The following is an 18,246-nucleotide window of genomic DNA, read 5'->3' as shown; positions in this document are numbered from 1 at the left end:
CGCGTGGGAGTGGATGTCGTGAACACGGGTCCGGCTCGTATCGAGACGCGGTCACCATAAGCGTGTGGGTGAGACTGACAGCCGGGGCGACGTTACCAGTCGACGAAGGCCGTCTCACCGCCGGCGTGGTCGAAGTACGCGCGTTGCATCCGCTCGATGGCCTCGGAGAGCGTCGCGCCGTCGGCGACGGCCTCCCGAACGCGCGCTTTCTTCCACGCGCTCGGGACGGTACCGTCGCGTCGGCGCTCCACGGGGTCGAGGTAGCCGTCGATAACGTCGTCGTCGAGGCCCGCTTCGCGGAGGCCGCGCCGCGCGAACGCGAACAGTTCGTCGTACACCACCTCGGAGTCGTCGGTGCGGTCGCCCGACGCCGTCACCCACGCGAGGTCGGCGTCCGGGCCGCGGGCGACGGCGTCGTAGAAGCAGTCGCGGGCCGCGGTCCACGGCAGGTCGGTGACCGGGTGGTCGGCGGCGACCAGACCCCGGACGAGGCCGACGACGAGCAGTTGGACCGCGAGCGTGTCGCGGACGGTCGGTTGCGTCGGAATCGGTCGGTACTCGATGCGGAGCGAGGCGCCCGTCTTCGCGGCGCCGACCGGTTGCCCGCCGACGACGCCGCGGACCCACCGCCAGTGGACGCCGCGCTTGTGGTCGTACTCCCGGATGGTCGTTCGGTAGTCGTCGGGATTCTCCTCGCCGTCCGCGAGGACCGGCGCGTACGTCTCGTCGGCGACGACGCGGTCGACCACGTCCGTCGCGCGCGAGACGTCGTCGGGGAAGCGGACCATCCCCTCGCCGCGCGGGGCGTCGGCGTTGATGCTCTGCTCGAAGACGTGAATCCGGAGTTCGTGTGGCGTCGCCTCGACGATGTCGGGGTCGTCGTCGTAGCAGTCGGCCGGGAGGAACGGGGCGTTGCTCGTCAACGAGAGGACGGGCCCGAGCGTTCTGACGGCGGCGTTGAAGTACGCGGGGAAGTCCTCGACGGCCGGCACCTGGAGGTGGGGTTGCATCGACGTGGCGAGCGATTCGAGGAGGATGGTCGGGTAGTCGAGGGAGACACCGGGTACGTCGAGCGTGATTCGGCCGCCGCTTCGCTCCCGAATCTCCTCGTCGAGGGCGACGTAGCGCGGGTGTTGGCGCATGTGCTCGGCGACGGTAATCCCTGCACGCGTCTCGACCGACCCGAGGTAGTCGTCGGTCCCCATCGCCGGTGGAATCGTCCACATCGCGTCGAGAACCGGAGCGAGGTCATCCGCTTCGAGGGCGTCCGTCGCGGCGGCAGCACTCGATTTTAACCGGTCCGCCTGTTCGGCCACCCCCGCCGCGTCGAAGACGGTCGCCGCGGTGTTGAGTTCGAGGTTGTGGACGCCGAGTTCCTTCGCGAACCCGCCGCGCTCGAAGGCATCCTCGGGAATCCGGGCGAGGCGCCCCTGCCCGTCGACGGCGTACGCCTCCAGTTCCAGTCCGATAGCGAACTCGCCGGTGTCGAGACGGCCTGCCCGGATGTCGTCGCGGATGCGGTCGGCCTGCGCCCGGACTCTCCGGTCGAACTCCTCGCGCGTCTCGGCGGCGAGCGAACGCTCGACCGAGTCGACGAGGTCACGGTCGGCCCCCATCAGGACGACTCCTCGTCCTCACGGAGTTCGTCGAGTTCGGCCTCGATTTCGGAATCTGCGGTGTCGCCGTCGCTCGATTCCCCCATCTCGGCTTTCAGCGTCTCCAGTTCCGCATCGACCTCCGACTGGGTTCGGCCGGCCTCCAGCTGGCGGTCGATTTCGTCTTCGTCGGAGAGGGCGTCCTCGAACGCGCCCGACTCCTGGAGTTCGTCCATCGCCTCCGAGCGAGCTTCCATCTCGTCGGTGCGTTCCTCGGCGCGTTCGAGCGCACGCGAAACGTCGCTCATCTCGTCGCCGACGCCGCTCATGGCTTCGGAGACGCGCGTCGACGCCTCCGCCGCCTCGTACCGCGCCTTCATCGTCTCCTTTTTCGTCCGGAACTCCTCGATACGTCGCTGCAGCTCGTTTTTCTTCTCGACGAGGTCGTCCTGTGTCGACTGAAGGTCGGCAATCTGCTCCTCCAGGTCGTCGATTTGGCTCATCTTCTGCTTTTTCTTCTCCAGCGCTCGCCGAGCCAAATCCTCGCGGTCCTGCCGCACCGCTTCGCGCGCCTGTTCGTTGTGGTTCTCGACGTTCTCCTCCAGCCGTCGCTTCTGAATCTCCAGCCGCTTCTTCTGAGTGGTCAGGTCGGCGATGCCCTGCTTGACCTGCTGGAGTTCGTCGCGCATCCGCTCGTAGGAGTAATCGAGCGTCTCGGTGGGGTCTTCGGCCCGGTTGAGAAGGGCGTTGAGCTTCGACCGGACGACGTAGGAGGCCCGCGAGAGTATTCCCATACCACCCCGTTTGGGACGCGAGGGTTAAAATCTCATCCGCCGCGCGAGCGACAGGCACGTATGCACCCGTAGCCTACGGCGTCGCGTGCCAACCGAACGCCTCGCCCTCCCCGGCGGCCGCGACGCCCGCGCCAGTCTCGACGGCGAGGGCGCGGCCACCGTCGTCGTCGCCTGCCCGCCTCATCCGCAGTACGGCGGCGACCGACACGACGCGCGTCTCCGCGCGGTGAGCGACGCCCTCGACGCCGACTGCCTCCGCCTCGACTACGGCCCGTGGGATGAGGGACGTGGCGAACGCACCGACGCCCGCCGAGCGTGTGCGTGGGCCGCCGAGCGCTACGACCGGGTGGGGCTGTTCGGCTACAGTTTCGGCGGCGGCGTCGCCCTCGCCGCCGCGAGTGAAACGAACGTCAACGCCGTGGCCGCGCTCGCGCCCGTGGCGCGTCTCGACGACGGCACCGATGTCGTCGCCGCCGTCTCGGCTATCGACGCACCGCTATGGGTCGGCTACGGGACGCGAGACGAGACGGTCGACGCCGACCGGGTGGCCAACGCAGTTCAGGAGGCCGTCGGGACGGTGGAGACGTTTTCCACCGACCATCGCTTCGTCGGGCAGGAAGTGGAGGTGGGAGAGCGGGTTGCCGCGTGGGTCGGCGAGCGACTTTAGATGTCTGAACGGACGGATCTGGCTTACAAGTACAGCCCTCTCGCTGTATTTGGCGGGCTACGGCAAGAGGTTTTCTCCGCCGTAACGGACGCAGTGGAGAGATATTAGAAATAGAAGTAGCTCACCCGTCGTTGGAAATAGACACCCATACCACTCATTTGCGTGACGGCCGCTGACTGTATTGTAAGGCCACACCGAAGATAGGAGGTAGAAAATCTTTTACCAATTTGATAAGATCTGCAATTCGTATGAGCGAAGAAGAGAGTTTAGATACACCACAAAACGAGGAATGGCTTGACCTGAACTATGCATATCACTTAGGAAAAGTAATGAATTATCTATATCTTGCAGCAGGCCACGAATTTCCATTTACAAGTTATGATGACGAAGATGGAAATTATATACTTGATGGACTAGAAGATGTCACTTATATATTCAAGAAATCAAGACTAGATACCTCGGTTCTAACAGATATTGAACATACCAAGAATGACCTCATTGAATCGTATATTTCTGAAGAAGACGAAAGAGATGAAGGAAAAATCCATTTAGACCAGAATGATTATAATAATTTGTTAAAGACCGTAGACACGTGGGAAAATATAATAACAGAAGAACTAGCATCAATAGGTTTGATTCGTATTGAAAATAGGGGCCTAATTGATGTTGAACAGGCTATGCAGAATCCTAAAGAATTATTTCATGAGAAATCTATGTGAGAAGACTTGCCGGCCCAAACTCAATCAGACCTAACAGAAGCATGTCAAACGCTAGCATTCCAGTGTCCAACATCCACAGTTTTTCTTTCTCTACGGGCAGTTGAAGAACGACTTAATGCATGGTATGAAAACGAGACCGGTAGGGACATCGAAGACCGAACATTTGGCCAAGTTCTATCTGAACTAGACGACCATTATACAGATAATGATAAACCACCAATATTATCTCACCTAGATTTCCTAAAAGAACGGAGAAATCAAGTTGCACACCCAGATCGATCACCAGATGAACAAGAAGCAGAAAGTACGTTAATTATGGTTCGAGAAACAATTACTAATATCCAGAATCAACTCCCGTCATGATAGATGCGTCTAACTCTATTTCTAGTATAGTCTTGTGAGAATGCGTTCAAAACCGGATCTACTGCAAATGTCACCTTAGTTGTACTCCCGCCAGCGATACCCGCACTCCTTACATTTGAAGAATCGCGTCGGCGGTTCGTCGGCGGCACCGGTCTGTTTGATCGTGTACCACGCTTCGCCGTGCCCGCAGTCGTCACAGGTCACGTCCGTCGCCGTGGGTTTGCCCTCGAAGTTGGCGCCCTCCTCCGTCTCTATCAGTTCCTCGTCGCTCTGGGATTCGGTGGAGACGAACTCCGCGGCGCGTTCCTCGTCGCGTTCGCTGGTCGCGCCGCAGTCGGTACAGACCATCTCGCCGTCACGGGTGACCATCATCGACCCGCAGTCATCACAGAACTGCATTGAGTCGGGGTAGCGGGTCGACACTCAAAGGTTCCCCGAGTCGTCGGGAGGAGTCAGTCGGGCGTGGTGGCGTCCTCGTCCTCGACGATGGGGCAGTTGCGGACGCGGAAGTGGTCGGTGTCGACCATCTCGACGATGGTCGTCCCCTCGTGCGTGCAGGCGGTGTCCGGGGGCGCCGAGAAGTGCGGGCAGCGCTGACAGAAGTCACGCTTCGGGACGACGTGTTCGTCGGCTTCGGGGGCCGTCTCGGCCGGGGATTCGAGGCCGATTGACGCCTCCTGCCCGGTGTCGCCTTCGGCGAAGGCTTCCCAGACGGCGTCCTCGTCGATGTGGTCCACGTCGACCGATTCGAAGGGGTCGCTGTCAGATGGCGCGTCGGCGTCAGCCGACCCGAAGAGGTCGGCGTCCGGCGGCGCGTCGGTGTCGACCGACTCCGACGCCGCCTGACGCTCGCGGCGGGCGCGCACCTCGCGCGCGAGGTCACCGAGGGGTTCGTCGTCCGCGGGGTCGTCGTCCGCGTCGGTGGGGTCGTCGGCGCCCGAGCCTTCGTCGTCAGCCATCGGTCGAGCCTCCGGATTCCGCCTCGAACAGGTCCGCCGGGCCGTCCGGCACGTCGACCTCGCCGTCGTCGAGTGCGAGGTGGTCGCCGGTGACCAGCGTCGCGCTACTGAAGAAGCCGGACGAGGGTTCGAACTCCACGAACGTGGCCTCGCAGTGCGGGCAGCGCGGCCGCGAGAGGAGGCCGAGCGCAATCGTCGCGTCGCAGTCGCCGCAGGCGGCGGTGCGCTCGCCGTGGCGATTCGCCGCAGTCTGGAGGTCGTCGACCGCCTTGCGGTCGTGCTCAGCGGCCGAGACGCGCCGGAGTTCGGCGCGCACGTCGACGACGGCACTCGCCAGCGCGTCGGCCTTCTCGTCGAGGTCGTCGGTCGCGTCGGTCAGGTACTCCAGAATCTCTTCGTAGTTCTCGAAGCCGCGGTCGAGGCGGTCGGCGAGGTCCTCGACGTTCTCCGCCGCTTCGGAGGCGGTGCGACCCGCGACGTCGAGGCGCTCTTCGAGGTCCGGATGGTCGTGGTCGCGAGGCGCTTTCTCGTCGGCTTCGCGCTTGACCTGAACGATTCGACTGCGGACGTCCTCGACTTTCTCGTCCACGTCGTCTTCGAGGGTCGAGAGACGGTCGTCGAGGTCCTCGAGTTCCGAATCGAGGGTGTCCAACTGCGTCGTGTGGGGGTCCTCGGACTCGGTGTCGAGCGCACGATAGATCGTCACGGCGCGTGCGAGAATCGTCGCTGGATTGGTGTCGCGCTCGGCCGCTCGCTGCTCGACCCACTCCCGTAGTTCGGGCGGGAGTGCCTCGGACTGCTCCCGTGCCATCTCGTAGTGGCTGGGTCCCCGGCGGTATAAGTATTGGTCGCAGAAGGTGTCAGCGAATCTTCCGGACGCCGCTCACGTCGAAGCCGCCCTCGTGGACTTCCGTCTCGAAGCGGATGATGTTCTCCTGCTCGATTCGGGAGAGAACGCCACGGAACTCCCGAACGAACATCGTCCGCGCGCGCTTGGAGCCACCGCTCTCCCACCCGAACTGCAGGGTGCCGGACGCGGCGTCCATCAGGTGGCCGAGTTCCGTCGGCGCCAGCGTCTCCTCCTGAACGAGCAAGAGGATGAGGCCACCCCAATCGTAGGCCGCCTTCTGAATCCCCTTCATCAGGAGGGCGATGTCGCTCCACGTCATGTCGTCGCTGACGGCGGCGACGAGGTCGGTCACGGAGTCGACGACGACGAGGTTGCCGGCGGCGTGGGCGCCGAGGTAGTCCGCGAGCGCTTCGAGTGCGCTCTCGCGGCGCTCCTCGGCGGCGAGGTCGTTCACCGTCCGCGTCTTGCCCGCGTACCACGAGCGCGGAATCGGACTCAACTGGAAGTATTCCGGCGAGAGGTCACAGAAGTGAACGTGGTCCGAGGCGTCCCGGACCAACTCTTCGTTCATCGTGTACCCCATCTCGCGTTCCACGTCGTCGCCGCCGGCAGTGAAGGAGACGTAGTGAATCTCGTCCGGCGGCGAGGCGCGGGCGTCCATGTCGCCGTAGTGGAGATCGAAAGCCTCCGAATCGCCGTAGTAGAGCCCGTTCATGGCGGCGCTCGTGTGGACGAACTCGCGGGCGCCGGCCCCCGCCTCGCCGCTCAGTAGCACGACGCTCCCCGGGGGCGCACCGCCCCCGATGATGGAGTCGAGGCGAGCGATACCGAAGGGAATCCGGGCCATGGGCGACCTACGAGAGTCCGCGAGTTATTCGTTGCGGCGCTCGCCGTCGACCTGCGCGCCACGATTTCGCCCCGACGCAACGAGGACGCGCCCGTCGACGCCCGCGGCGTCGAGGGCGTCCCGTCCCGCCTCGCGCGCCGCCACCGCCCGGTCGGCGTCGGTGACGCCGTAGACGACCGGCCCCCACGACGACTGGCCCGCGCCGTAGACGGCCGGCGCGTCGTCGAGGGCCGCGACGAGCTCGCCCGCCGGCGGGCGATAGACGCCGCCCTGTTCGTCCGCGTACCACGACCCGTTCAGTCGCCCCACCTCCGCCACCGCGGCGCCGAAGCGCTCGGCCGACCCCTCCGTAATCGCGGGGAGGACACGGCGCGCAATCACGCCCGCGAGGTGGTCGCTCGGCGCCGGCGGCGCGGATTCGACGACCGAGCGCATGCTCCGGTCCTCGGCGTCGCCGCTCGGCCCCGACGGCGATTCGGGGACGACGAGGAGGAATCGCCAGTCCTCGGGGATGGCGTGCCGGGCGGCCACGGGCGGGACCGACCACGCACCGACCGCCGGACGGTCCGTCGTGAACCGCGCCGTCGGATGGCCGGCGTCAAGGACGAACCCGCCGTGCTGGAAGGTGGCGACGCCGACGCCCGACCGCCCGCCGCGGCCGAGGTCGGGGGCGAGCGCTCGAACGTCGACCGTCCGGTCGTGGGCCCGCGCCACCGCCACAAGCGTCGCGAGGGCGAACTGCGTCCCGCTTCCGAGGCCGACGTGGCGGGGGAACGCCCCCTCGACCGAGAGGTCGGCGCCGGCCACGTCGAGCAAATCGACGGCTCGCTCGGCGAACTCGCGGACCACCGAGTGCTCGCAGGTCACCCCGTCTGCGGGCGTCGCCGAGACGCTGACCGTCGGCCGGTCGAGGCCGACGCCGAGGCTGCCGTAGATGCGCTCGCGAGCGAGGCTCAGGTTACAGAAGCCGAAGTGCAGGCGCGCGAAGGCCGTGACGCTGGCGCGGGTCATTCAGGGCATCGGGCAGAGACTCGCGGTGAAGACGACCACCTCGTCGGTGTCGTTGCGGGCGCCGTGTGCCACCCCGCGTTCGTGGTGGACGACGCCCGGGGCGTCGATTTCCTCCTCGTCGTCGCCCTGAATCACCGTCACCGTCCCCTCGAGGACGTGAAAGACGTTCGTCGAGTCGGCGTGTTCGTGTGCGTGGAGTTCCGCACCGGGACCCAGCGCGAAGGCCTTCACCAACACGTCGTCGCTGACGGCGAGTTCGGCGGTGAGCACCTCGTCGGGGTCCGGGTCGAGCGTCTCCAGTCGGTCGAGTGTCATGGGAGAGAAATCGACGGCCCGCGCCTTAACACGTGTGGCTCGGCGCGTCGCCGCTCAGGCCAGTTCCTCGGCGACCATGTCGACCCCGAACAGGTCGGGGTCCATCGCGAGGTCGGCCTGCCCGCGGGCGAACTCGGGCAGGGAGTCGTGGCTGTAGACGACGACGCGAACGTCGGGATTGTGGTCCTTGGCGACGGCGATGGCCGTCGCCTCGTCGAGGTCCGTGAGGACGAACAGGTCGGCGTCGTCGAGGCCGGCCTCGGCCAACACGGACGCGGTGAGGACGCCCTCGACACGCGCCACGTCGATGCCCTCACCTTCGAGTGCGGCGCCGAGGCCGGCGTCGTCCGGGCCGGCGAGGATGGCTCGCGTCATCACTCGTACTCGATGGTTGCGGGCGGTTTGTGGGTCACGTCGTAGACGACGCGGGCCACGTTGTCGTTCTCGCCCGTGATGCGACTCTGGATGCGCTGGAGCGTCTCCCACGGGAGGTCCTGTGCCCGCGCGGTCATGCCGTCACGGCTCTCGACGGAGCGCACGGAGACGACCCAGCCGTGGACGCGGTTGTCGCCCTTGACGCCCGTCGCCTTGCCGATGACGGCCGCGAAGGCCTGCCACGGGTCGTGTTCGGCGACTTCCTCTTCGACGACGTGACACGCCTCGCGAGCGACTTCCAACTTCTCCGCGGTCACTTCGCCGATGATACGGACGGCGAGGCCGGGGCCGGGGAAGGGCATTCGCTCGGAGACGACCTCTTCGAGGTCGAGGGCTCGCGCCACCTCGCGCACCTCGTCTTTGTACAGGTCGCGGACGGGTTCGACGATGCCGTCGAAGTCGATGACCTCGGGGAGGCCCCCGACGTTGTGGTGGGACTTGATGTTGCCCTCGCTCTCGATGCGGTCGGGGTAGATGGTCCCCTGCACGAGGTAGTCGGCGTCGGTGTCGCGGGCGGCGCGTTCGAACTCGCGGATGAACCCCTCGCCGATGACGTGGCGTTTCTCCTCGGGGTCGGTGACGCCTTCGAGGGCGTCGAGGAAGCGGTCCTTGGCGTCGACGACGCGGAGACTGTCCATGAACGCGAACGTCTCGCGAATCTGCTCGGTTTCGCCTTTGCGCATCAGCCCCGTGTCGACGTAGACAGGAGTCAGCTGGTCGCCGATGGCGCGGTAGGCGAGAGCGGCCGCGACGGACGAGTCGACGCCGCCGGAGAGCGCGATGATGGCGTTGGCGTCGCCGACTTCGCTGGCAATCTCCTCGGTTGCCTCGTCGATGAAGCTGTCGACGTCGACCATCAGGCCTGCACCTCCCGTTCCTCGTCGAGTTGTTCGAGCGTCGCGTTCACGAGGCCGACGAAGGGCGGACTCGCGCGGTCGGGTCGGGAGCGGAACTCGGGGTGGAACTGCGTCCCGAGGAAGTACGGGTGGTCGTCGAGTTCGACGATTTCCATGCGGTTCCCTGCGCGCCCGGAGAACGTGAGTGCTCCGGCTTCGAGGTCGTCGATGTACTCGGGGTTGACCTCGTAGCGGTGGCGGTGGCGTTCGGTACAGGAGTCGGCGTCATACACCTCGTGAGCGAGGGTTCCGGACTGGATGTCCGTCTCGTGGGCGCCGAGACGCATCGTCCCGCCGAGGTCTTCGAGGTCGTACTGCTCGGGCAGGAGGTCGATGACGGGGTAGGGCGTGTCCTCGTCGATTTCGGCGGAGTGGGCGCCCTCCAGACCGAGGACGTTCCGCGCGTACTCGATGACGGCCATCTGGAAGCCGAGACAGAGGCCGAGGAAGGGAATGTCGTTCTCGCGGGCGTAGCGGACGGCCTCGATTTTCCCCTCGGCGCCGCGGGACCCGAAGCCGCCGGGGACGACCACCGCGTCCGCCTCGCGGAGGCGTTCGGTGTGGTGGTCGCGCATCTCGTCGGCGTCGACCCACTGGACGTTCACTTCGACCTGTTCGTGGATGCCCGCGTGTTTCAGCGCCTCGTGAATCGACATGTAGGCGTCTTCGAGGGCGTATTTCCCGACCAGCGCCACGTCGATTTCGCCGGTTCGGTCGCGCGTGACGAGTTCCCGCCAGCGACTGTCGCGTTCGCCCTCGGGAAGCGCCTCGTCCGCGATGTTCAGTCGCTCCATCACGTACTCGTCGAGGCCCTCCTCTTCGACCATCAGGGGGACGTGGTAGATGTCCTCCACGTCGGGGTTCGAGAAGACGGCGTCCATGGGCACGTCACAGAACAGCGCTATCTTCTCCCGTGTCTCGGAGTCGAGGCGGTCCTCGCACCGGCCGACCAGCACGTCTGGCTGGAGGCCGATGGAGCGGAGTTCCTTCACGCTGTGCTGGGTGGGCTTGGTCTTCTGCTCGCCGTTTTTCGAGTACGGGACGAGCGTGACGTGGGTGAAGAGCACGTCGCCCTCGTCTTCCTCGTGGGAGAACTGGCGGAGGGCTTCGAGGTAGGGCATCCCCTCGATGTCGCCCACGGTGCCGCCGACTTCGACGATACACACGTCGGTCCCTTCGGCGGCCTCGCGGATGCGACGCTTGATGTCGTCGGTGATATGGGGGATGATCTGGACGGTGTTGCCCAGGTAGTCGCCCGCGCGTTCCTTCTCGATGACGTGCTTGTACGTCTTCCCCGTGGTGACGTTGTGGTCCGAGGTCATGTCGGTCCCGAGGAAGCGTTCGTAGTTACCGAGGTCAAGGTCGACCTCGCCCCCGTCTTTCAGGACGTACACCTCGCCGTGTTGGTAGGGGTTCATCGTCCCCGCGTCCACGTTGAGGTAGGGGTCTATCTTGACGGCGGTCACGTCGAAGCCCGCATTCGACAGGAGGCGGCCGGTGCTGGCGGCCGTGATTCCCTTGCCGAGCCCGGACATCACCCCGCCGGTTACGAAAATGAACTTCCGACCCAGTTCCGGGTCGTACCCTGTTTCGGGTTCCGTCGGCATAACGACCCTGCGCGAGCGCGCATCAAAATCGTTTCGCCTGGGCCCGCGGCGTGTGTCGCGTGGACACTCGTCGTGCGCGAACCGGTGGGTGGTGCCGGGACCACAGGATACGACCCCGTCGAAGTCGTGTCGCCGATATGGACCTTCCACCGCTCGGGTTCGGCACCTACCAGTTGACCGACCCGGAGGACTGCGCCGAAGCCGTCCGAACGGCGCTCGAAACGGGGTATCGACACGTCGACACCGCGGAGTATTACGAGAACGAAGCCGCCGTCGGCGAGGGCATCGCCACGAGCGACGTGGCCCGAGACGATGTCTGCCTCGCCTCGAAGGTGTGGCGTGACCGCCTCGGGCGCGACGAATTCCTCGCGAGTGCGCGCGAGCGTCTGGACTTGCTCGGCGTCGACGCCCTCGACCTACTGTACGTCCACTGGCCGCTCGACACCTACGACCCCGAGGAGACGCTGTCGGCGCTCGCGACGGCACGGGACGAGGGTCTGACCCACGACGTCGGCCTCAGCAACTTCACGCCCGCCCAGATGGACGAGGCCATCGACCACCTCGGCGAGCCACCCGCCGCCCACCAAGTCGAGCTGCACCCCCTGCTCCAACAGGACGAACTCCGCGCACACGCCGAGCGCCACGACTACCAGTTGGTCGCGTACGCGCCCATCGCGCGCAACGACGTGGCGGACGTGTCCGAAATCCAGCAGGTGGCCGAGAAACACGACGCGACGCCCGCGCAGGTGTCGCTAGCGTGGGTGATGGCCAAGGGCGTGACGGCCATCCCGAAGTCGGGGACGCCGTCGCACATCCGCGAGAACTACGCCGCCCGCGATATCGAACTCGACGAGGAGGACGTGGCTCGCATCGATAGCATCGACCGCGAGGAGCGAATCGTCGACTTCCCCGAAGCGCCCTGGAACGCATAGAGAACATCGGGTAACGTTTGGCACTTCGTCACGCTTTTTACAGCCCGCACTAAGGGTCGGACATGAGCGCGGACGACAAGTATCCCGAGGAGAGTGGCCGACGGCGATTCGTCAAGGGGGTCGTCGGTGGTTCGGCGCTCGCCGGCGTGGGCGCCCTCGGGACGGTCACCGTCAACAGCGCGACCGCTTCGCCCGGGTCCGGTGGAGGGACGACACAGGCGTGGGCCATCGAGAACACCGGCGGCCCGGCGCCGCGCGGCATGCCCCAGATTCCCCTCGAAATCGACTCCGAGGGGTACATCAAGGGCGTGTGGCCTTCCGTCGAAACCGTCGCACAGGGCGGGCGACAGGTGCAGGTGGCCGAGATGGACCTCGGCGGCACCACCTACTCCTCCGAGTGGTTCCAGTACTGTGGCGTCGAGGGATACGCGGGCATCCAGCCCGACTACGAGAGCGAGAACTACTTCCGCTCGGGGTCGAATCCGGCCTACGACTGGCAGTCCCAGAGGAAGGAGGGCGGCGACCGCTTCCACGTCGACGACTTCAGCGACTACGAGGAGTGGGGCAACGGCATCGGTACCGCGGGCGTCGGCAAGCCCGCGACCGGCCGCTGGCGCTCCGAGGACGCGGAAGACGTCATCCCGATCCAGCTGATGCGGAGTTCGCAAATCGAAGAGGCCGCACAGGACAACGAGTGGCTTCAGGCCAGTACGGACGAGGGCTTCATCGCGTGGCTCAACAAGTGTACGCACTTCTGCTGTGTGCCCGGCTACAAGCAGACGGAGGACGCCGCGCGCTTCGGCGACCCGAACAACGTCTACTGCCAGTGTCACCAGTCGACGTACGACCCCTTCTCGCTCGTCCAGACGCTGTTCGTCGCTCGACCCCGTCCCGACTAATCCTCCGTCGAGCCGGCGTTACGCGCGCCCACCGCTGACCGGCGGGAAGAGCGCGAGTTCGTCACCAGACTGGAGCGTCGTTGCCAACCCATTTCCAGCGCGGACGTTCTCGCCGTTCCGGAGGACGTTGATGTGGTCGGCGACGTTGCCGTCGTCGTCGAGGACACGGTCACGGAGTGCCGGGTAGGCGTCGAGCAGTTCGTCGAGCGCGTCGCCGACGGTCGCGCCCGGTTCGGTCTCAACGCGAATCTCCCGGTCGCCAGCCACCTCCGCGAGGTCCGCGAACAACTTCCACTGCATGGCTACCTCTCGCGCGCCGGCGGTCAAAGGAGTTGCGTCTCCTCGTCCGGGCCGCGACTCCGGGCGTCGAGTCGGCGGTACGTGTCGGGGCGACTGACGAGATACACCGAGTCACCGGCGGCGAGGGTTCGGTCGTCGGGCAGGTCGTCGATGCCGCCGTCGGCGCTTTTCACCGCGACCACCGTCGCATCGAGGGATTCGACGGTCGCACCGACGAGGTCGCTCCCCGCCGCGACGGTCAGGACGTACATCGTCTCCTCGGCGGCGCGAAGCAGGGACGCGAACTCGCGTTCGGCCTGCGGTTCGGTCGGGAGCGTCACCAGCCGATACGTCTCGTCGGCGTCGAGTCGGGGCGCGTCCTGTTCGTCGACGACCAGCGTCGCCACGTCGTCGACGTGCGCGCGGAGTTCGGCGGTCACGAGTCGCTCCGGTTCGGGACCGGTCCCCCACACCTGCACGCGGTCACCGGGACTGGCAGCGTTCGCGGGGTCGGCCCGCACCGCGATGGCGACGGTGCCCGGTGCGAGCGTCGGGCCGATGCCGGTAGCCCGACTGCCGAGCGCGAGATACTCGACGGTGCCATCCGCGGTCAGTTCGACGTCGACGTGGCCGACGCCGTAGTCGTCCTGCAGGCGCGTGACCAGTCGGTCTTCGAGTTCGGCGACAGTCAGGCGCCGCGGGAAGATGAGCGTCTTGCCCGCGAGCGTCTCCTTGATGGACTGGGCCACGGGGTCGTACCCATCGATGTCGCCGATGTCGTCGGCGTCCTCGGGGAGCGTCACGTCGGTGATGCGGCCGACGGAGCGGACGAGGCGACTCACCTCGACGTCGAGTTCACGCATGCCAGTGACGGCGAACACGTCCGTCGCGATGCGGTCACCGACGAGACGGCCCGCGGGCGCACCGAGGCCGCCAGCGCCGAGCGCCGCGACGTTGTAGAGCATGCGAGCGGTGTCGAAGATGCCCGTCGACCCGCTGAGAAGGTCGGAGAAGACGCCGACGGTGTTGAGCGTCAGCGCCACGCCGGAGAGGCCGAACAACACCGACAGCCACAGCGGTAACCGGGCCTTCGTGTACCAGCGATAGACGAGCGCCGAGGCACCGCCGACGACGGCGGCACCGACGCCGAACGCGAGCAGTTCGGCGAGCGTGCGGAGCAGCGTCGAGTCGACAGCTGGGGCCGACACCTGTAGGACGCTCATGCCACGGCCCCCCGGAACGAGGTTATCGCGTCGTTCGTCCCGACGACGAACAGGTCGTCACCGGCGGTGAGCGCCTGCGAGCCGCGGGGTGCGAACTGCCAGTTCCCCTCGTGGCGGACGGCGAGCACCGTCACGCCGTGCGTGTCGCGGACGGCGGCGTCGCCGATGGTCGTACCCGCGAGTGGGGCCCCTTCTCGAACCGCGACTTTCTGAATGCGGTTCCCCGCCCAGCGGAGCAAGGAGAGGAGTTCGTACTCGCGGCGGGTGCCCCGAGACTGGACGGTGAGGCGGTCGACGGTGTCCCCGAGCAACGACGACGCCTGACTGGCGTCGACGGCGACGGTGAGGCGTCCGTCACCGCCGTCGGCGACGGGGAGCGACGGACTGAGCGTCGGGTCGGGAGCCACGTCGGTGCCGCCGTCGGTGTCTGCGACTCGCATCGCGGCGTCGCGAGCGTGGTCGCTACGCAGGCTGACGACGGTGCCGCGGTAGCGGCGGTCGGGGGTCGCGAGCGACACCTCGTCGCCGCGGGCGGTGCCCGTGGGCAGGAGCGCCCGAACCGAGACGCCGCGCTTGCCCGAGGGGATGCGCTTCGACAGCCCACCGAGTGGCGGCGCGGCGGCGACTGTCGCCGTCGCTCGCTCGTCCAGCGTGACCGACACGTCCGCGAGGTCGAACTCCGTGCGGAGGCGGTCGGCGACCCGCGACTCCAGTTCGACGAGCGGTACGTCCGCGGGGAACGTACTCGACCACTCCCGAATCTCGCTCCGGAGGTCGGCGGGGACGGCGGGGTAGCCCTCCATGTCGTCGATGTCGCCCGAGATGCGCACCTCGACCAGCCCGCGTCCGCCGACGAGTTCGACCACGTCGGCCGAGAGGGTGCGGTTGGTGAGCTTTCGGAGGGAGAGCTTGCGGGGGAACTCAGCGCCCATCTTGTCGCCGACGCTGTGGGCGTAGAGTGACAGCATCAACACGAAGATGACCGCGACGCTGAGTCGGACCTGACTCGCCGACTGCGTGAACGTGGGGTCGTTGAGCGCCATCAGCCCGCCGTTGACGCCCGCGATGGCGACAGAGAGAACCACGACACCGAGGGCGGGTATGGTGACGCCGGTGATGTACTTGAACGCGAAACCGAACCCCCACGCGACCAGCGCCGGGACGATGCCCGTCAGAACCCCGAGATAGAGTCCGAATAGCACCTCGACCGGGAAGGAAGCCATGGTCCGGTCTGGGCGCGGACGACTAATAGTGGTTGCGTGCGAACGCCCGGGCGACGACGAGTGGTTTATCAGTCGGGCGCGTGAGCGTAGGTCAATGGCTGTGAGTCGGGGTGACCAACTCCTCGGCGTGCGCGCTGCGGTCGGACTCACCCTCCTGGCCGGTGCGCTCTCGATGGTGACTGGTCTCGTCCACATGGGGTCGCCCACGGGGCGGCCCCTCGTCCCCTTTGTCCCGCCCGTCGCCCGCACCACCGCCGGGTTTACCGGGACGCTCACCGGCTTCCTCTTGCTCGGGAGTGCGCTCGGCCTGCGGCGAGGGCTGCGCTCTGCGTGGTACTCGACGCTCTGTCTGCTGGTCGTCTCGGCGGCCCAAGGGCTGATACAGGCGAGCGAAACGTCGGTCCCGCTGGTGGTGCTGTCGGTGCTGGCTCTGCCCGCCGTCGCCCTCAATCGGCGTCGCTTCGACCGGACGGTCGACTTCTCGGCGTCGCAGATTGCCGCCTTCCTCGCCCTCGGTGGCTCGCAGGTGTACATCACGACCGGCGCGTACGCTCTCAACGAGCAGTTCAACGGCCTCGACACGCTCGTCGACGCCCTCTACTTCTCCATCGTCACGTCCAGTACCGTCGGCTACGGCGACATCACGCCGGATACGGCGGTGGCACGGCTGTTCGCAATCTCGGCGCTCGTCGTCGGCACCGCGAGCTTCGCCATCGCGCTCGGTGTCCTGCTCACCCCGGCCATCGAGGCCCGACTCGTCAAAGCACTCGGTAAAATGTCACAATCAGAACTCGACTTGCTCGACGACCACATACTCGTGCTCGGGTACGGAGACCTGACCGAAGCACTCATCCAAGAACTGAACGGCAAAGCACCCTTCCTCGTCATCGTCCCCGACGAGGACATCTCGCGACGACTCAGCGAACGCGGTGTCGATACGCTCGTGGGCGATACCAGCGACGAGGCGACGCTTCAGCGCGTCCACATCGAGGACGCGCGGGCCGTCGTCGCCGCGACGAACGACGACGGCGCGGACGCGCTTGCGGTGCTGACCGCGCGCCAACTCGCGCCGGACGTCCACATCGTCGCCGCGGCGACCCAGCGCGAGAACGTCGACAAACTCCGGCGGGCGGGCGCCGACACCGTCATCAGTCCCGCGAGCATCGGCAGCCACCTGCTGGTCGAATCCGCGCTCGGCGGCCGGGACGTAGACACCGAGGCCATCGCGGACCGCTTGCTCGACGAAATCTAGGAGTTCCCGCGGTCGAACACCGCCACGTCGCAGTCGACGTCGCGCAGGCGCTCGAATGTCGGCGGCGAGACGAACCGCGAGGCAGGGGAGCGCTCGCCGGACGACCCGACGAACAGCAGGTCGTACGCGCCGGCGTTGGCGCCGATGAAGGCCGTAATCTCGCTGCGAGCGACGCGTGTCTCCACGTCCACCTCGATCGTCTCGGCGAGGTCGGCCAGTCGCTTCTCGGCGGTTCGGCGCTCCACCTCCGCGTCGATGCAGGTGCAGACGCTCAGACTCCCAATCCGGCCGACCAGCCGCGCCGCGAAATCGAGCATCGCGTGGGCGGTGTCGCCGGGTTTGGCGACGGTGACGAGCACCCGTCGCCAGCGACGCGCGCCGGTCGTCGGACGAAAGGCGATGGTGTCGAATCGGCTGTTGAACACGCCACGGACGTACCCCGAGAGCAGTCCGCGGTCCTCCTCGTACGGCGTGACCACGAGGTCACAGTTCGTGTTCGACGCCGTCTCGATGGTCGTCGACACCGGCGGGCCGCGAGCGACGACCACGTCACAGGGAACGCCCGCTTTCGTCCGGACAGTTCGGGCGGTCGATTCGAGGCGCTCGGCCGTCTCCGCGGCCACGTCGTCGAGCGACGGGTCATCAGCGGCCTCGTCTGGGTCGAGCACCGCCAGCAACACCACCTTCCCGGCGTCGTGTGAGGCGGCGAGTGAGGCTCCGAACAGGGCCGTCGTCTCCGCGCGTTCGTGGTCGCCACGCATCGGAACGAGGACGTGGTCGTCGCTCTTGGCGGTGTCGTAGAGGTACTGCGAGCGGCGTTCGTAGAAGCGAGCGCGCCAGACCGAGAAGACGACGGCGACGAGGCCGCCGAAGACGGCGACGCTCGTGACGTACGCCTCGGGCGAGACGTCGTCGGTGACGAGGACGAGAAGCGCCGTCGAGAAGGCGGCGGGTTCCTCCACGTCGAGCAGCCACGTCACGGCGCCGGTGAGGAAAATCGAGAGCGCGGCGCTGGCGGGCGAGACGACCCAGCCCGTCGCCACAGGCATCGAGAGCCAGATAGCCGCCCACCCACAGCACGCGCCGACGACGAGGCCGATGACGAATCGATGGGGGGAGGCGTAGCGCCCCTCGGGGTCCGAAAAGAGGGTGTACGTCCCGGAGGCGAGTGGCGGGAAGAGCAGGAAGGAGAGTTCGGCGAGGGCGTTCGAGATGAAGGTGACCGAGGCGATGAGCAGGGGCACCGCCACCAGTACCGTCAGGTGGAGGAGGTTGCCGGTGTCCTGTAGCCAGCGACTGAAAGCGTCGAGTTCGCGCCGTTCGAATCGTCGCACGCGACGAGCTGCGGCGACGAGACGAGCGAGAACTCGGTCGAACATC

General features: G+C 66.5%; 20 protein-coding genes. 5 read left to right on the top strand and 15 right to left on the bottom strand.

Annotated elements, in window-relative coordinates:
* Positions 1-92 precede the first annotated feature (92 nt).
* Entirely contained in the window at positions 93-1,616 is a 1,524-nt protein-coding gene (locus BLU18_RS13900; RefSeq protein ID WP_092635945.1) for a glutamate-cysteine ligase family protein, read from the bottom strand.
* A complete protein-coding gene (locus tag BLU18_RS13895) occupies positions 1,616-2,389 on the bottom strand; it encodes a PspA/IM30 family protein (RefSeq protein WP_092635943.1) in 774 nt (257 codons plus the stop codon). The genes BLU18_RS13900 and BLU18_RS13895 overlap by 1 nt, the downstream gene beginning before the upstream one ends.
* 85 nt (positions 2,390-2,474) lie before the next feature.
* Here BLU18_RS13895 and BLU18_RS13890 point away from each other — a divergent pair, with 85 nt between their 5' ends.
* Both BLU18_RS13890 and BLU18_RS14640 read left to right on the top strand, forming a co-directional pair.
* A complete protein-coding gene (locus BLU18_RS13890) occupies positions 2,475-3,056 on the top strand; it encodes a dienelactone hydrolase family protein (protein ID WP_092635941.1) in 582 nt (193 codons plus the stop codon).
* 248 nt (positions 3,057-3,304) lie between these two features.
* Positions 3,305-3,775, top strand: a complete 471-nt coding sequence (locus BLU18_RS14640) for a hypothetical protein (protein WP_143025279.1) — start codon at positions 3,305-3,307, stop codon at positions 3,773-3,775.
* Between the two features lie 438 nt (positions 3,776-4,213).
* On the opposite strand, the gene BLU18_RS13885 is transcribed toward BLU18_RS14640, so the two are convergent.
* Genes BLU18_RS13885 through pyrG form a run of 9 tightly spaced genes read right to left on the bottom strand, consistent with a single transcriptional unit; the run spans position 4,214 to position 11,058 of the window.
* Entirely contained in the window at positions 4,214-4,537 is a 324-nt protein-coding gene (locus BLU18_RS13885; protein WP_092635939.1) for a transcription factor S, read from the bottom strand.
* Between the two features lie 53 nt (positions 4,538-4,590).
* A complete protein-coding gene (locus BLU18_RS13880) occupies positions 4,591-5,097 on the bottom strand; it encodes a DUF8135 domain-containing protein (RefSeq protein WP_092635937.1) in 507 nt (168 codons plus the stop codon).
* A complete protein-coding gene (locus tag BLU18_RS13875; protein ID WP_092635935.1) occupies positions 5,090-5,908 on the bottom strand; it encodes a hypothetical protein in 819 nt (272 codons plus the stop codon). Before BLU18_RS13875 ends, BLU18_RS13880 begins: the two co-directional genes overlap by 8 nt.
* 49 nt (positions 5,909-5,957) lie before the next feature.
* The gene (locus tag BLU18_RS13870) at positions 5,958-6,794 is read right to left on the bottom strand and encodes an RAD55 family ATPase (protein ID WP_092635933.1); all 837 of its coding nucleotides are present in this window, start codon (positions 6,792-6,794) and stop codon (positions 5,958-5,960) included.
* A 24-nt stretch (positions 6,795-6,818) separates the two neighbouring features.
* Positions 6,819-7,805, bottom strand: a complete 987-nt coding sequence (locus BLU18_RS13865; RefSeq protein ID WP_092635931.1) for a beta-ribofuranosylaminobenzene 5'-phosphate synthase family protein — start codon at positions 7,803-7,805, stop codon at positions 6,819-6,821.
* Positions 7,806-8,120: a cupin domain-containing protein gene (locus BLU18_RS13860; protein WP_092635929.1), complete on the bottom strand. Its 315-nt coding sequence runs from the start codon at positions 8,118-8,120 to the stop codon at positions 7,806-7,808.
* 54 nt (positions 8,121-8,174) lie between these two features.
* The gene (locus BLU18_RS13855; protein WP_092635927.1) at positions 8,175-8,495 is read right to left on the bottom strand and encodes a DUF7126 family protein; all 321 of its coding nucleotides are present in this window, start codon (positions 8,493-8,495) and stop codon (positions 8,175-8,177) included.
* Complete coding sequence (gene guaA, locus BLU18_RS13850) at positions 8,495-9,412, bottom strand: glutamine-hydrolyzing GMP synthase (RefSeq protein WP_092635925.1); 918 nt, start codon at positions 9,410-9,412, stop codon at positions 8,495-8,497. The genes BLU18_RS13855 and guaA overlap by 1 nt, the downstream gene beginning before the upstream one ends.
* Positions 9,412-11,058, bottom strand: a complete 1,647-nt coding sequence (pyrG, locus tag BLU18_RS13845) for a glutamine hydrolyzing CTP synthase (RefSeq protein ID WP_092635923.1) — start codon at positions 11,056-11,058, stop codon at positions 9,412-9,414. The genes guaA and pyrG overlap by 1 nt, the downstream gene beginning before the upstream one ends.
* Positions 11,059-11,195: 137 nt before the next feature.
* On the opposite strand from pyrG, the gene BLU18_RS13840 reads away from it, so the two are divergent.
* Together BLU18_RS13840 and BLU18_RS13835 are read left to right on the top strand one after the other, a co-directional pair.
* Positions 11,196-11,990 carry an aldo/keto reductase gene (locus tag BLU18_RS13840; protein WP_092635921.1) on the top strand — a complete coding sequence of 265 codons (795 nt, stop codon included), beginning with the start codon at positions 11,196-11,198 and terminating at the stop codon, positions 11,988-11,990.
* Between the two features lie 62 nt (positions 11,991-12,052).
* Positions 12,053-12,889, top strand: a complete 837-nt coding sequence (locus tag BLU18_RS13835) for a Rieske (2Fe-2S) protein (RefSeq protein WP_092635919.1) — start codon at positions 12,053-12,055, stop codon at positions 12,887-12,889.
* An 18-nt stretch (positions 12,890-12,907) separates the two neighbouring features.
* Here BLU18_RS13835 and BLU18_RS13830 read toward each other — a convergent pair whose 3' ends face one another.
* Genes BLU18_RS13830 through BLU18_RS13820 form a run of 3 tightly spaced genes read right to left on the bottom strand, consistent with a single transcriptional unit; the run spans position 12,908 to position 15,614 of the window.
* Positions 12,908-13,189, bottom strand: a complete 282-nt coding sequence (locus BLU18_RS13830) for a ubiquitin-like small modifier protein 1 (RefSeq protein WP_092635917.1) — start codon at positions 13,187-13,189, stop codon at positions 12,908-12,910.
* 23 nt (positions 13,190-13,212) lie between these two features.
* Positions 13,213-14,391, bottom strand: coding sequence for a DUF8167 domain-containing protein (locus tag BLU18_RS13825; RefSeq protein ID WP_092635915.1), 1,179 nt, complete (start codon positions 14,389-14,391; stop codon positions 13,213-13,215).
* Positions 14,388-15,614 carry a potassium channel family protein gene (locus tag BLU18_RS13820; protein WP_092635913.1) on the bottom strand — a complete coding sequence of 409 codons (1,227 nt, stop codon included), beginning with the start codon at positions 15,612-15,614 and terminating at the stop codon, positions 14,388-14,390. Before BLU18_RS13820 ends, BLU18_RS13825 begins: the two co-directional genes overlap by 4 nt.
* A 94-nt stretch (positions 15,615-15,708) precedes the next feature.
* Between BLU18_RS13820 and BLU18_RS13815 the strand changes: the two genes are divergently transcribed.
* A complete protein-coding gene (locus BLU18_RS13815; protein WP_092635911.1) occupies positions 15,709-16,866 on the top strand; it encodes an NAD-binding protein in 1,158 nt (385 codons plus the stop codon).
* Here BLU18_RS13815 and BLU18_RS13810 read toward each other — a convergent pair.
* On the bottom strand, positions 16,863-18,245 hold the full coding sequence (locus tag BLU18_RS13810) for a universal stress protein (RefSeq protein WP_092635909.1): 1,383 nt from the start codon (positions 18,243-18,245) through the stop codon (positions 16,863-16,865). The genes BLU18_RS13815 and BLU18_RS13810 overlap by 4 nt on opposite strands.
* Between the last annotated feature and the right edge of the window lies 1 nt (position 18,246).

The organism is Haloplanus vescus (genome assembly GCF_900107665.1).
Classification (GTDB): Archaea; Halobacteriota; Halobacteria; order Halobacteriales; family Haloferacaceae; genus Haloplanus; species Haloplanus vescus.
The sequence above is the reverse complement of the archived record's forward strand: the minus strand, read 5'-3'. Positions and strand labels throughout refer to the sequence as shown.

What these genes read in the sequence shown, in the direction of transcription:
- BLU18_RS13875 (WP_092635935.1), bottom strand. Translation starts at nt 5,908, where the DNA reads ATGGCACGGGAGCAGTCCGAGGCACTCCCGCCCGAACTACGGGAGTGG.
- BLU18_RS13880 (WP_092635937.1), bottom strand. Translation starts at nt 5,097, where the DNA reads ATGGCTGACGACGAAGGCTCGGGCGCCGACGACCCCACCGACGCGGAC.
- BLU18_RS13820 (WP_092635913.1), bottom strand. Translation starts at nt 15,614, where the DNA reads ATGGCTTCCTTCCCGGTCGAGGTGCTATTCGGACTCTATCTCGGGGTT.
- BLU18_RS13865 (WP_092635931.1), bottom strand. Translation starts at nt 7,805, where the DNA reads ATGACCCGCGCCAGCGTCACGGCCTTCGCGCGCCTGCACTTCGGCTTC.
- BLU18_RS13830 (WP_092635917.1), bottom strand. Translation starts at nt 13,189, where the DNA reads ATGCAGTGGAAGTTGTTCGCGGACCTCGCGGAGGTGGCTGGCGACCGG.
- BLU18_RS13825 (WP_092635915.1), bottom strand. Translation starts at nt 14,391, where the DNA reads ATGAGCGTCCTACAGGTGTCGGCCCCAGCTGTCGACTCGACGCTGCTC.
- BLU18_RS13860 (WP_092635929.1), bottom strand. Translation starts at nt 8,120, where the DNA reads ATGACACTCGACCGACTGGAGACGCTCGACCCGGACCCCGACGAGGTG.
- BLU18_RS13895 (WP_092635943.1), bottom strand. Translation starts at nt 2,389, where the DNA reads ATGGGAATACTCTCGCGGGCCTCCTACGTCGTCCGGTCGAAGCTCAAC.
- guaA (WP_092635925.1), bottom strand. Translation starts at nt 9,412, where the DNA reads ATGGTCGACGTCGACAGCTTCATCGACGAGGCAACCGAGGAGATTGCC.
- BLU18_RS14640 (WP_143025279.1), top strand. Translation starts at nt 3,305, where the DNA reads ATGAGCGAAGAAGAGAGTTTAGATACACCACAAAACGAGGAATGGCTT.
- BLU18_RS13815 (WP_092635911.1), top strand. Translation starts at nt 15,709, where the DNA reads ATGGCTGTGAGTCGGGGTGACCAACTCCTCGGCGTGCGCGCTGCGGTC.
- BLU18_RS13855 (WP_092635927.1), bottom strand. Translation starts at nt 8,495, where the DNA reads ATGACGCGAGCCATCCTCGCCGGCCCGGACGACGCCGGCCTCGGCGCC.
- BLU18_RS13810 (WP_092635909.1), bottom strand. Translation starts at nt 18,245, where the DNA reads ATGTTCGACCGAGTTCTCGCTCGTCTCGTCGCCGCAGCTCGTCGCGTG.
- pyrG (WP_092635923.1), bottom strand. Translation starts at nt 11,058, where the DNA reads ATGCCGACGGAACCCGAAACAGGGTACGACCCGGAACTGGGTCGGAAG.
- BLU18_RS13870 (WP_092635933.1), bottom strand. Translation starts at nt 6,794, where the DNA reads ATGGCCCGGATTCCCTTCGGTATCGCTCGCCTCGACTCCATCATCGGG.
- BLU18_RS13900 (WP_092635945.1), bottom strand. Translation starts at nt 1,616, where the DNA reads ATGGGGGCCGACCGTGACCTCGTCGACTCGGTCGAGCGTTCGCTCGCC.
- BLU18_RS13840 (WP_092635921.1), top strand. Translation starts at nt 11,196, where the DNA reads ATGGACCTTCCACCGCTCGGGTTCGGCACCTACCAGTTGACCGACCCG.
- BLU18_RS13885 (WP_092635939.1), bottom strand. Translation starts at nt 4,537, where the DNA reads ATGCAGTTCTGTGATGACTGCGGGTCGATGATGGTCACCCGTGACGGC.
- BLU18_RS13835 (WP_092635919.1), top strand. Translation starts at nt 12,053, where the DNA reads ATGAGCGCGGACGACAAGTATCCCGAGGAGAGTGGCCGACGGCGATTC.